This window comes from Bradyrhizobium sp. OAE829 (assembly GCF_040546575.1).
In the GTDB taxonomy this organism is placed as follows: domain Bacteria; phylum Pseudomonadota; class Alphaproteobacteria; order Rhizobiales; family Xanthobacteraceae; genus Bradyrhizobium.
The window spans coordinates 7,961,668-7,973,140 of sequence record NZ_JBEPOE010000001.1 but is presented as its reverse complement, the minus strand read 5'-3'; the positions used below and the strand labels follow the sequence as shown (position 1 = coordinate 7,973,140).

The following is an 11,473-nucleotide window of genomic DNA, read 5'->3' as shown; positions in this document are numbered from 1 at the left end:
CAATTTCTCGCCTCATTTCTTTCCTTGCGGATAGATCGTCTCGCCGCGCTTGAGCATCGCGACGAACGTTTCGACCTTCTTCTTCCGTCCGGCTTCGGTTTTCATGTTGTGAGTCCGAAACGCCAGCGCGAAGCGGTTCTGCGCGCTGAGTTTCGCCAGCATTGCCTTTGCCTTGGGCTCGGCATCGATCGCGGCTTGCAGATCATCGGGGATCTTCATGTCCTTGCTGTTATAGGCGCGCGCCCAACGTCCATCGGACTTTGCCGCCTCGACTTCCTTCAAGCCGTGACCGGTCATCCGGCCTTCGTCGATCAGCCGCGCGACGTTGTCGACGTTGATCTTACTCCAGATGCTTTTCTTCGTGCGCGGCGAATAGCGCTGCATATAGCTCTTGTCGTCAAAACCCTTGCGCTGGCCATCGATCCAGCCCCAGCACAGCACGACATCGATGGCTTGCTTCGGCGTAATCGATTTGAATCCCGAATCCACCTTGTGGATCTTGATCCAGATCTCGGCTTCCTTGTCGTGGTGCTTGCCAAGCCATTTGTAGAAGCTCTCGGCGTCCTTGAATTCGCGGATCTTGTCGGGATTGATTTTGACGGGTGCCACCAGCGGACCTTTGATCGGAGAATCATTCGTAGTTGAACGCTTCTATCATCGCGCACATCCACCAAGCCTCATGAACGGTGCAGCGCGCAGCCGGCCTTACCCCCTCGGCGATGTCGTCCAAATTGCCCCAGCCAGCACTGGCGCAAGCCACCGCCAACCTACACATCTCCCGGCATTTCCGGCATGCCGCGCCGCTTCTCGTTTGAATTGTCTGGGGAATCGGCCCTGACGACCGTCTTTCACCGTAGCCGGCGCCCGCCTGCCGGACACGAACACGTGAATAATATATCGCATACGATTAAATCGGACACATTGACTTCCGGTGCTTTCGAGCCTTTATAGCGCGTACGCAAATAGATCGCATCCGATCTAATTCACAAAGGGAGAAGGACTATGACAAATGCAAGCAAGACCGCGACGACCGCCATGAAGCTCGAGGTCGTCGTTATCCCGGTTTCCGACGTCGATCGCGCCAAGGCGTTCTACGGCAGCCTCGGCTGGCGGCTCGATGCCGACTTCGCCGACGGCAAGGACTATCGCGTTATCCAGTTCACCCCGCCCGGTTCCGACGCTTCTGTGATCTTCGGCAAGAACGTCACCTCGGCAGCCCCCGGCTCCGCAAAGGGACTCTATCTGGTCGTCTCCGACATCGAAGCCGCGCGCAAGGAATTGCAGGGTCGCGGCGTCGACGTGAGCGAAGTGTTCCACGCCGCCGACGGCGTGTTCACCGCCAAACATGAACCCTTCCTGCTCGGGCGTGATCGCGCCAGCGGCCCGGATCCGGAGCGTCGCACTTACCAGTCGTATGCTTCCTTTAGCGATCCTGATGGCAATGGCTGGCTGTTCCAGGAAGTCACCGCCCGCGCCCCCGGACGCGTCGAAGGCAACACGAATTTCTCGTCGTCGACCGAAATCGCCAGCGCGCTTCGCCGCGCGGCGGCAGCCCATGGCGAGCACGAGAAGCGGAACGGCGGCCGGCACGATGTGAACTGGCCGGACTGGTACGCCGAGTACATCGCCAAGGAACAGGCCGGCGAGCCGCTGCCGCTCTAAGTCAAACAACCTCAAGTCTGCCTTGCGTACCGACCGGGCTTGGGCCCGGTACGGGCGGCGCTGTGAAATTCCCAAACACGAAGGAGAATCGATATGAGCAACCATCTGTTGAAGACGATGCGAGTTGTAGCGAGCGTGGCGTTGATCGCGGCAAGCGTTCTGGCGCTGCCTGCGGCGCAAGCACAGCCGTCCGGCATCACGCGAACCGACCTGCAGCGGCATGATCTCAGCATCCCCGGGCGCGAGGTCGTCCAGGTGCGCGTCGATTTCGCGCCGGGCGCGGCGTTCGGCAGGCATAGCCATCCCGGCGAAGAGATCGTCAATGTGCTGGAGGGCACGCTCGAATACGAGATCGAGGGCAAGCCACCGGTCACCCTCAAGGCGGGCGATGTTCTGTTCATTCCGGCCGGTACCGTTCACGCGGCCAAAAATGTCGGCAGCGTCACCGGCAGCGAGCTCGCCACCTACATCGTCGAAAAGGGCAAGCCGCTTCTGACATTGAAGAAGTGACGGCGACCGCTTCCCACGAGGAATACTGCGATGATCGACATAGCCCTCGCCCTGGCGGCAGGACTGCTGACGGCGGCAGCGCCGTGCATCCTGCCGCTGCTTCCGATCCTGCTTGGCACGTCGATCGGCCAGCACGGCCGGTTGCGGCCATTGTTCATCGTGGGCGGTTTCGTCATCGCCTTCTCCGGCTTCGCCTTGCTGTTCAGCGCGTTCCCAACGGTGTTGGGTCTGTCGCATGACAGCTTGCGCAAGATTTCCATCGTGCTGCTCGGCGGCTTCGGCGTGCTGATGCTCTGGCCGCAGCCCTACGAATGGCTGGTGGCGCGGTTGAGCGGTCTCCTCGCGCACGCGGATGGCGCCGTGCGGGCTGCCTTACCGGGCAATTTCGGCGGCCTCGTTCTCGGCCTCTCGCTCGGCGTGTTGTGGACGCCCTGCGCCGGGCCGGTGCTCGGCTCCATACTCACGCTGATCGCGACGTCGGAAGACCTCGCACGCGCCGGCGTGCTGCTCGTCACCTACGCAATCGGCGCGGCCCTCCCGATATTGCTGATCGCCTATGGCGGGCAATACGCCACCACCCAGATGCGCAGGCTCGTGCCCTACACACCCGCCCTGCAACGCAGCTTCGGCGCGGCAGTACTGCTCGTCGCGTTCGCTTTCTACACGCAATACGACACCATCATCACGGTGTGGCTCTCCGACTTCTACCCGAACCACCAAACAGGATTATGACCATGCGCAAGCTTCTCACCGTCATTGTGCTTCTGATCACAGGCTTCCTCGTCGTCGTGCAGTTCAGCCCGTCGCTGACCCGCGGCGAGCAAACTACATCGAGCGAGCGCCGCACCGCGCCTGAATTTGCGGGCATCTCGGCCTGGCTGAATTCTCCGCCGCTGACGCTGGAAAGCCTGCGCGGCAAGGTCGTGCTGGTGCAGTTCTGGACCTATTCCTGCATCAACTGCGTGCGCACTCTGCCCTATGTGACGAAGTGGTACGACACCTACAAGGACAAGGGGTTCGTCGTGGTCGGCGTGCACACGCCTGAATTCGCCTTCGAGAGGGAGACGTCGAATGTCGAGATCGCCATCAAGCGCTTCGGCATCAAATACGCTGTCGCGCAGGACAATCAGTACCGCACCTGGCGCGCCTTCGGTAACCAGTATTGGCCGGCCGGATATCTGATCGACAAGTCCGGCACCATCGTCGCGACCCAGTTCGGCGAAGGTAACTACCAGCAGATGGAGAACACGATCGCCCGCCTCGTCGGCGAAGCCACGCCGGCGGCGCAGGCCAGCGATCCGGATCTCGCCGGCATCGACACGCCCGAACTCTATCTCGGGTCGGAGAAGAACGACGGCGCCATCGTGGCCTCGCAGGATTCCGCGGCAGGTGAGCGATCCTACGCGCTGCCGGACAGCGTGCCGCAAGGTCGCTTCGCGCTCGGTGGCGGTTGGAAGCTGGTTGGCGACAGCGCCACCGCCTCGGCAGACGGTAGCGAGATCGTGCTCCGCTTCAACGCGCCCAAGGTCAACCTGGTCGCGGGCAGCGCGTTGCCGCAAGCGGTCTCCGTCACCGTGGACGGCACGCCGCAACCGCCGGTCACCATCGACGGAAGCCGGCTTTATCCCATCTACAGCGGCAGCAGCGGCGAGCATGTGTTGCGCCTGAAGGTGCCCAAGGCCGGCCTGAGCGCTTACAGCTTTACGTTCGGTTGATCCGCAAGCCTTGATTAACAAGGCTCCCTAGGCAAGGTTTGGCCGCGCGCCGCTGGCGCAGGCCTGTTCGACGCAGCGGCTGGCGCGGAGGATTTTCTCCTCGCTGAACATCGGCCCCACGATCTGCAGGCCGATCGGCAAGCCTTCGACAAAACCGCACGGCACCGAGGCCGCGGGCTGGCGGGTGAGATTGAACGGCCACGTCAATGGCGTCCAATCGAACCACTGGGGAAAGCGCGCCGCATCCGGCGTGTCGATGCCGGCGGCGAAGGCGGTGATGGGAATGGTCGGCGTTAGCAACAGATCGTAGTGCTGATGGAAGTGATGCATCTGCTGGCTGAGCGTGCGCATGTCGGCATAGGCCGCCTGCAATTCGCTCGCCGAAATATCCTGGGCTGATATCACCAGCCGCAGCAGGCCTGGATCGAGCGCCGCCAGTTGCGCGCCGTCGAAATCCCGAACCACAGCGGCGTGCGATGCGCCCCAAATCACTTCCAGCGCGGGCTGCGCCGCGGACAGATCCAGATCGACGCTCTTCACATCGGCGCCGGCCTTCACCAGCGCATCAATGGCCGGCTGCATGCCATCAGCGACATCCGGCTCGGTGACCGGAAAGCCCAGATCTGGCGACCATGCGATTTTCATTCCCGCCACCCCCTCGTCGAGGCCATCGAGATAGTCGATGCCGCGATAGGGAACGGCGAAGGAATCCCGCGCGTCCGGCCGCGTCAGCACGTTCAGCAGCAGCGCACTGTCGGCGACATCGCGCGATAGTCCGCCATACACCGCGAGCGTTCCCATCGGCCCCAGCAAATTCGGCACCACGCCGTAGCTCGCCTTCAACCCGAACACACCGCTGAACGCCGCGGGGATGCGGATCGAGCCGCCGCCATCGCCGCCGGTGGCCAGCGGGACGACGCCCGCCGCGACCAGGGCGGCCGAACCGCCGCTGGAGCCACCGGGCGTGCGGGAAGTATCCCAGGGGTTGCGGGTGATGCCGGTCAGCGGGCCGTGCGTAATCCCCTTCCAGCCGAACTCCGGAGTCGTTGTCTTGCAGAAGAACACCGCGCCGGCCTCACGCAGGCGCGCGACACCCGGCGTATCCTCGGTGCTTGGTGCCGTTGCCGTTGAGTGCGAGCCGATGCGCATCGGCCAACCCTTGACATGTCCGGTGTCCTTGATCGCGACCGGCACGCCGTCGAGTGGTCCCATGGGTTCACCGCGACGCCAGCGTTCCGCCGACTCCGCAGCTAGTCGCCTCCCCTGCGGCTCATCCAGTAGGCACGTGGCATTGAGAGCCGGATTGACCGCGCGCAGTCGCGCCAGCGTCGCTTCCAATACATCGACCGGCGACAGGTCGCCCTTGGCGAAGCGCCGGGTCATCTCGCGGGCGGAAAGCCAGTTCAAATCATCGGACATCGCGCGGCCTACTCGGCCGCTTCACGCGCGGGGACGCTCGGCTCGATATCGCATTGCAGGATATCGGTAAAGCGGTTGAATGCGCCACACAGCGAGATGCGCCAGGTCAGTTCGACAATCTGGGCTTCGGAGAAGTGCTCTCGCAGCCGGGAAAAGATTTCGTCGCGAGTCTTGCTCCAGTTATTGTTCACCGCAACGGAATATTCGACGACGAGCCTGTCGACGTCGTCGAGTTCCGGATGATCCTTGTAGTCCAGCAGCCGTTCGGCGCCCGCTTCCGATACGCCCTGGATCGCCAGTTTCGGCGCGTGGTGCGAGACGCAATAGTCGCACTGGTTCAACAGGGACACCGCGACCAGCGCGATCTCCAGATGGCGCTTCGACAAGGTGCCGCTCTCGGCGAGATCGACCAGCAGCGACCAGGTATGCTCAAAGATCGGCGGCCGGTGCGCCATCACGCCCGCCTGGTTCTCGAACGCGCCATAGGTCGTCATCTTGTCCCACAGCGGCTGCAGCTCGGCCGGCCAGATCGTTCTTCGTTTTGATCGATACACGTGACATCGGATTATCCTTAGCCGAGGATGGGAATAGCGGGATGTTGCCACAGACAGGAATCTTTGGCGCGGGTCAGTCAAGAATAGCAGCTCTGTCCGTGGCGGGTATTGTCAAACAGGACTCCGCCCATGCGTCGTTCCGGCGAACGCAGATGCGCAATTACGCATCGGGGAATGAAGACCCACGGATCGGCTTGACCTCTCACCCTATCATGTAATATCAATAGTTACATGAGAAGAGACAGCCGATTATCCGGCGTGCTGCACGTGCTGCTGCACATGGCCGAACAGGATGAGCTCGTCACGTCAGAGGCGCTGGCGAAAGCTATGGACACCAACCCGGTGGTGATCCGCCGCGTCATGGCGGGCTTGCGCGATCAGGGCTATGTGCGATCGGAGAAAGGCCATGGCGGCGGATGGACGCTCGCGCGTGACCTGGCTGATATCTCCTTGCGCGACATTTATGAGGCGCTCGGCGAACCTTCGTTGCTGGCGATCGGCAACAGAACTGAAAAGCCCGGCTGCCTTGTCGAGCAGGCCGTCAATGCCGCCCTCACCCGCGCATTCGACGATGCGGAAGCGCTGCTGTTGTCGCGCCTGGCTGACGTGACGCTCGCGCAGCTGAGCACCGATTTTCACAAGCGCCTCGTTGGCCGCGGCAAGGGTCATCGCTTGGAGATCGCACATGCGAAATGATGCCGCCGTTCAGGCAATGCTGGATCATTTCTTCGATCCCGAGGCGGTGAAGAATTATGCGGAGGGACCGCCGCGCTTTGTGCCCGGCTTTGCCGACCTTCACCGCATGACCAGCATCCTGCTGGCGGAACGGGCGCCGCAAGACGCGCGTGTGCTGGTGCTCGGCGCCGGCGGCGGCCTGGAGTTGAAGTCGTTGGCGGAGACCGCGGCCGGCTGGACCTTCGTCGGAGTCGATCCGGCGGCGGAGATGCTGAAACTGGCGGAGCGGATACTGGGTCCGCTCAGCGCGCGCGTGCAGCTCCAGCAAGGCTATATCGATGTTGCCCCCGACGGCCCGTTCGATGCCGCGACGTGCCTGCTCACGCTGCATTTTCTAGATGCGGGTGAACGGCGGCGGACGGCCGGCGAAATCCATCGCCGTCTCAAGCCCGGCGCGCCCTTTGTGGCCGCCCACTCCAGCTTTCCGCAAGGGGCGCGTGCGCAATGGCTGTCGCGGTACGCTGCCTTTGGCATCGCTTCCGGCGCCGATCCCGACAAGGCCAACGGCGCCCGCGCGGCGGTCGATAAAAATCTGAACCTGTTCAACCCGGAACAGGATGCGCAGATCCTGCGCGAAGCCGGCTTCAAGGGCGTCGAGCTGTTCTACGCCGCCTTCACCTGGCGCGGCTGGATCGCGTACGCCTGACAGAACGCTCATGACCATCCGTCCCATCGTCCGCTATCCCGACCCGCGCCTTGCACTCACCGCGCAGGCGGTGACCGTGTTCGACCGCGCGCTGCGCGAGCTTGCGACGGACCTGCTGGAGACCATGCACGCCGTACCCGGCATCGGCATCACCGCGCCGCATATCGGAGTCGCACTTCGCGTCGTCGTGCTCGATCTCGACCCGGTCGATGGCGCGCGGACCTATGTCAATCCAGAGATCATCTGGGCTTCGCCCGAGATGATCATGCACCAGGAAGGCAGCGTCTCGATGCCCGGCGTCAATGACGACATCGAGCGCCATGCGCGGTTGCGGATCAGCTATCACGACGTCGACGGCCATGCCCGAACCGAGGAATCGCAAGGCCTCCGCGCGGTCTGCCATCAGCATGAGATCGATCAGCTCAACGGGATTTTCTGGATCAGGCGGCTGTCCCGGCTGAAGCGCGAGCGGCTGATCAAGCGGTTTGAGAAGGTCTCGCGAGTGAAATGACGGTGGGATCGCCGCCTTCGACGCTCCCGCCAGCCGATCACTGCGGAACGCGCGCGATCACCTTGATCTCGAAATCAAAGCCCGCCAGCCAGTTCACGCCCACCGCGGTCCAGTTCGGGTAAGGCGCCTCGCCGATCGCCTTCAGCCTGATGGGGCCGATCGTCTCCCACTGCTTGGCCGGGTCGGTGTGGAAGGTGGTGACGTCGACGACGTCGTCGAAGGTGCAACCGGCGGCCTTCAGCACGGCGGCGAGATTGTCGAAGGCAAGCTGGACCTGCTTTGCAAAGTCAGGCTCGGGCGAGCCGTCATCGCGGCTGCCGACCTGGCCGGAGACGAACAGCAGATCGCCGGAGCGGATCGCCGCCGAATAGCGGTTGATTTCGTACAGCGCCTGCCGGCCGGCAGGGAAAATTGCGTCGCGTTTTGACATTGTTTCACTCCGTTTGAACGAGGCAAGCCCGACCGTAACGGCCGCAGCCGGCGGGAGCATTGATATACGCCCCGTATGCTGCTATATTGTTCATACGCACCGTATGTCAATGGCATACGCGGCGTATGTTTTTTGGAGTTTGGCTTTGGTCGCAAGGCGGCGGGCGCAGATGGTGGAGAAGACCCGGGCCAAGCTCATCAGGGCCGCCCGCAAGGCGTTTGCGGCGGAGGGTTATGCGGCGGCGTCGATGGACGAACTCACCGCCAAGGCCGGCCTGACGCGCGGCGCGCTCTACCACAATTTCGGCGACAAGAAGGGCCTGCTGCAGGCGGTGATCGACCAGATCGACGCCGAAATGGTGGCGCGGATGCGCATGGTCCAGGACCGGGCCAAGACCGCCTGGCTCGGCTTTCTCGACGCCAACATCGCCTTTATCGAGATGGCGCTCGAGCCGGAGATCCAGCGCATCATGCTGCTGGACGGGCCGGCCGTGCTCGGCGATCCCTCGCGATGGCCGAACCAGAACGAGTGCCTGCGCACCACGACGCAAACCATCCAGGCGCTGATCGATGCGAAAACGGTCAGGCCGGTGGATGCGGAAGCGGCCGCCCGGCTGCTCAATGGCGCAGCGCTCAGCGCCGCGCTGTGGATTGCGGCAGCCGACGATCCCCGCGCCGTCCTTGCCAAGGCGGTCGCGGCGTTCCGGCATCTTGCGGTCGGGTTGCTGCAGATCGAGGAATGACGCGGCGACCAACCGGGAAACTGCGATGCACCGGCGCCCTAAAAAACTTCCCGGGGATGTCGGATCGGGCAGAGTTGCTGCGTCCTTGGCACAGATGATCAAGCTTCGTTCAAGGAGACCAGCGATGAACACACCAGCGATGCTCTGGACCGGTCGTATTCTGACGGGGCTTTTCGCCCTGTTCATGCTCGGCGCCTCGGTTGCGCCAAAACTGCTCCAGCTTCCGGTGGCGGAACAGACGATGGCGCAGCTTGGCTGGCCTTCCGGCTTTGCATTTACGATCGGAATCATCGAGCTGGTCTGCCTCGTGCTCTACCTGATCCCGCGCACCAGCGTGCTTGGCGCGGTGCTGATGATGGGGCTGCTTGGCGGCGCGATGGCGACCCAGATCAGGGTGGGCAGCCCGCTGTTCAGCCACATCCTGTTCAGCCTCTATCTCGGGCTGTTTATGTGGGGCGGGCTGTGGCTCCGCGACCCGCGCGTTCGGGCGCTGTTTCCGATTGCGCGGGAGTCCGCCGACGCCGCGCGCTGATTCACCGGCACGTCAGCAATTTCTCATAACGCCAGATTTCGAGATCGAACGGGCCGTCAACGGTATCCAGGCGGTTGACCATCGTCCGGGCGAGATGCCATCCGCTCTTCTCGTAAAATTTTGCGGCGCGCGAATTGCCGATCGCGCAGGCGAGCCAGGCCGTCTCGACGCCGCGCTGCGACATCTGCACCTCCGCGTCCGCGATCAGCGTGGCCGCGACACCCGTGCCGCGCGCTGCCGATGTGACGTAGAACTGATTGAGTTCATCGCCCTTCGGCATCGCAAAACCCAATGGCGCACCTTGCGGGCCGATCACCCGCACATCGGCGAGCGCGGCGGACATCCGTTCGGCAAAGTCTTCAAACGTGCGCGCACGCGCCAGCGCCGGCGGCAGGATCGCCGCGTGGGCATCCTGCCAGCCGTCATACCACAGGCGCGTCAGCACGCTGGCTTCGGAGGGGTCGGCGGGTCTTGGCTTCATCGCGTCTACGTTATCCTCAGCCATATCGATTGGAAACCTCATCGATCCAACGGCGAAGTTGACTCCACCGGCGACAAAAGCAATACTTCGCTACATGGTGAAGTATCAAGCCTCCCGAATGGACCGCACGTTCTCCGCGCTCGCCGACCCTACGCGGCGGGCCGTGCTGCTGCGGCTGAAGGAAAAACCCGGGCTTTCGGTGAGCGAACTCGCCCGGCCGTTTTCGCTAAAACTGCCCGGAATGATGAAGCATCTGGATGTGCTGTCCGATGCGGGGTTGATCAAGCGCACCAAAACCGGTCGCACCGTGTCGGTCCATCTGTCGGTCCGACCGATGCGCGAGGCCATGGAGTGGCTCAAACGATATGAGCGGCTCTGGACGGTCAGCCTCGATCGCCTTGTTGCGCTCGTGGAAGAGGATGGCGAGCGATGACCAAGAGCCTGCCGAGCGTGACCATCGTGCGCAGGATCAAGGCCTCGCCTGCCAGGGTGTGGGCGGCGATCACAGAGCCCAAACTGATGATGCAGTGGTGGGGTCCCGATGCCGGACCGACGCTGCGCGCCGAGGCGGACGTGCGGCCGGGAGGCCGCTTCAGCGTCGTCTTCCGGTTGCTGAACGGCGAGGAGCACAATCCCACCGGAATTTATCAGGAAGTGATTCCGGAAAAGAAGCTGGTGTTCACCTGGGACTTGCCGGGAACGAGGGAACGCGAGTCGCTGGTCACGTTTCTGCTCGAGCCTGATGACGGCGGCACCAGGCTGACGCTGCGGCACGAGCATCTTCCCGACGAAGAGACGCGCAACAGTCACGAGCATGGCTGGAGCGGCCTGCTCGACAAGCTACCCTTGTTCCTTGGAGTTGCCGAATGAACGACTTGATCCTCACCACCTTCGATTGGGTTCCCGAACCGCCACGCGGCTATGTGCGCGACATCCGCGTGCGTTGGGCGCTGGAAGAGGCAGGCCTGCCCTATCGTGTCGAGAGCGTGCCGTTTCGGAAACGGAGCGCCGAGCATTTCGCCCACCAGCCGTTCGGCCAGGTGCCATGGTTGACCGATGGCGACATCTCGATCTTCGAGAGCGGCGCGATGCTGCTGCATCTCGGCGAACGCAGCGACGCGCTGATGCCCAGCGATCCGCGCGCTCGCAGCGATACGAAGGAATGGCTGTTCGCGGCGCTCAACTCCGTCGAGATGGCCAGCCTGCCCTGGTCCTTGCTGATCTTTTCCGGCGCGACCGGCGACACGCCGGCCTGGAAACTCTTTGACGGGTTCCTCCACCAGCACCGGCTCAAGCACCTGGAGGCGGTGCTGGCAGGACGCGAATGGCTCGCCGGGACATTCTCCGTCGCCGACATCCTCATGGCGGATGTGCTGCGCCTCGTGGCCCGGTTCGACGGCCTGGCGACATATCCCGCCTGTCACGACTATGTCGCGCGCGCCACGGCCCGACCGTCCTTCGTGAAGGCACACGCTGACCAGATGGCGCATTTTGCTGCGGCAGATGCGGCTTGAGATTTCTTCACGGCGTTTTCGA

Annotated in this window: 17 protein-coding genes; 12 read left to right on the top strand and 5 right to left on the bottom strand. The window is 63.2% G+C overall.

Annotated elements, in window-relative coordinates:
* Positions 1–12: 12 nt before the first annotated feature.
* Positions 13–609 carry a YdeI/OmpD-associated family protein gene (locus ABIE49_RS37775; protein WP_192739637.1) on the bottom strand — a complete coding sequence of 199 codons (597 nt, stop codon included), beginning with the start codon at positions 607–609 and terminating at the stop codon, positions 13–15.
* 393 nt (positions 610–1,002) lie between these two features.
* Between ABIE49_RS37775 and ABIE49_RS37770 the strand changes: the two genes are divergently transcribed.
* The 4 genes from ABIE49_RS37770 to ABIE49_RS37755 all read left to right on the top strand — a co-directional run bounded on the left by ABIE49_RS37770 (position 1,003) and on the right by ABIE49_RS37755 (position 3,887).
* Entirely contained in the window at positions 1,003–1,662 is a 660-nt protein-coding gene (locus tag ABIE49_RS37770; RefSeq protein ID WP_192739638.1) for a VOC family protein, read from the top strand.
* A 93-nt stretch (positions 1,663–1,755) separates the two neighbouring features.
* Positions 1,756–2,172 carry a cupin domain-containing protein gene (locus ABIE49_RS37765; RefSeq protein WP_192739639.1) on the top strand — a complete coding sequence of 139 codons (417 nt, stop codon included), beginning with the start codon at positions 1,756–1,758 and terminating at the stop codon, positions 2,170–2,172.
* 30 nt (positions 2,173–2,202) lie between these two features.
* Positions 2,203–2,904: a cytochrome c biogenesis CcdA family protein gene (locus ABIE49_RS37760; RefSeq protein WP_192739640.1), complete on the top strand. Its 702-nt coding sequence runs from the start codon at positions 2,203–2,205 to the stop codon at positions 2,902–2,904.
* Between the two features lie 2 nt (positions 2,905–2,906).
* Positions 2,907–3,887, top strand: a complete 981-nt coding sequence (locus ABIE49_RS37755; protein ID WP_192739641.1) for a thioredoxin family protein — start codon at positions 2,907–2,909, stop codon at positions 3,885–3,887.
* A 27-nt stretch (positions 3,888–3,914) separates the two neighbouring features.
* On the opposite strand, the gene ABIE49_RS37750 is transcribed toward ABIE49_RS37755, so the two are convergent.
* Both ABIE49_RS37750 and ABIE49_RS37745 read right to left on the bottom strand, forming a co-directional pair.
* Entirely contained in the window at positions 3,915–5,306 is a 1,392-nt protein-coding gene (locus tag ABIE49_RS37750; RefSeq protein WP_192739642.1) for an amidase, read from the bottom strand.
* Between the two features lie 8 nt (positions 5,307–5,314).
* Positions 5,315–5,860: a carboxymuconolactone decarboxylase family protein gene (locus tag ABIE49_RS37745; protein WP_354067192.1), complete on the bottom strand. Its 546-nt coding sequence runs from the start codon at positions 5,858–5,860 to the stop codon at positions 5,315–5,317.
* A 231-nt stretch (positions 5,861–6,091) separates the two neighbouring features.
* On the opposite strand from ABIE49_RS37745, the gene ABIE49_RS37740 reads away from it, so the two are divergent.
* From ABIE49_RS37740 to ABIE49_RS37730, 3 genes are read left to right on the top strand one after another with little or no spacing between them, the layout of a single operon-like run.
* Positions 6,092–6,556: an Rrf2 family transcriptional regulator gene (locus ABIE49_RS37740; protein ID WP_192739644.1), complete on the top strand. Its 465-nt coding sequence runs from the start codon at positions 6,092–6,094 to the stop codon at positions 6,554–6,556.
* Positions 6,546–7,241 carry a class I SAM-dependent methyltransferase gene (locus tag ABIE49_RS37735; RefSeq protein WP_192739645.1) on the top strand — a complete coding sequence of 232 codons (696 nt, stop codon included), beginning with the start codon at positions 6,546–6,548 and terminating at the stop codon, positions 7,239–7,241. Before ABIE49_RS37740 ends, ABIE49_RS37735 begins: the two co-directional genes overlap by 11 nt.
* 10 nt (positions 7,242–7,251) lie before the next feature.
* Entirely contained in the window at positions 7,252–7,752 is a 501-nt protein-coding gene (locus ABIE49_RS37730) for a peptide deformylase (RefSeq protein ID WP_192739646.1), read from the top strand.
* A gap of 37 nt (positions 7,753–7,789) precedes the next feature.
* Here ABIE49_RS37730 and ABIE49_RS37725 read toward each other — a convergent pair whose 3' ends face one another.
* On the bottom strand, positions 7,790–8,182 hold the full coding sequence (locus ABIE49_RS37725; protein WP_192739647.1) for a RidA family protein: 393 nt from the start codon (positions 8,180–8,182) through the stop codon (positions 7,790–7,792).
* Between the two features lie 169 nt (positions 8,183–8,351).
* Between ABIE49_RS37725 and ABIE49_RS37720 the strand changes: the two genes are divergently transcribed.
* Complete coding sequence (locus tag ABIE49_RS37720; RefSeq protein ID WP_192739648.1) at positions 8,352–8,924, top strand: TetR/AcrR family transcriptional regulator; 573 nt, start codon at positions 8,352–8,354, stop codon at positions 8,922–8,924.
* Between the two features lie 124 nt (positions 8,925–9,048).
* On the top strand, positions 9,049–9,456 hold the full coding sequence (locus ABIE49_RS37715; protein ID WP_192739649.1) for a DoxX family protein: 408 nt from the start codon (positions 9,049–9,051) through the stop codon (positions 9,454–9,456).
* Between the two features lies 1 nt (position 9,457).
* On the opposite strand, the gene ABIE49_RS37710 is transcribed toward ABIE49_RS37715, so the two are convergent.
* Positions 9,458–9,937 (bottom strand): GNAT family N-acetyltransferase, encoded by a 480-nt coding sequence (locus tag ABIE49_RS37710; RefSeq protein WP_192739650.1) that lies wholly within the window; start codon positions 9,935–9,937, stop codon positions 9,458–9,460.
* Between the two features lie 118 nt (positions 9,938–10,055).
* On the opposite strand from ABIE49_RS37710, the gene ABIE49_RS37705 reads away from it, so the two are divergent.
* From ABIE49_RS37705 to ABIE49_RS37695, 3 genes are read left to right on the top strand one after another with little or no spacing between them, the layout of a single operon-like run.
* Positions 10,056–10,370: an ArsR/SmtB family transcription factor gene (locus tag ABIE49_RS37705; RefSeq protein WP_249119179.1), complete on the top strand. Its 315-nt coding sequence runs from the start codon at positions 10,056–10,058 to the stop codon at positions 10,368–10,370.
* Positions 10,367–10,807, top strand: coding sequence for an SRPBCC family protein (locus ABIE49_RS37700; protein ID WP_192739652.1), 441 nt, complete (start codon positions 10,367–10,369; stop codon positions 10,805–10,807). Before ABIE49_RS37705 ends, ABIE49_RS37700 begins: the two co-directional genes overlap by 4 nt.
* The gene (locus tag ABIE49_RS37695; RefSeq protein WP_192739653.1) at positions 10,804–11,451 is read left to right on the top strand and encodes a glutathione S-transferase family protein; all 648 of its coding nucleotides are present in this window, start codon (positions 10,804–10,806) and stop codon (positions 11,449–11,451) included. Before ABIE49_RS37700 ends, ABIE49_RS37695 begins: the two co-directional genes overlap by 4 nt.
* Positions 11,452–11,473: the final 22 nt, after the last annotated feature.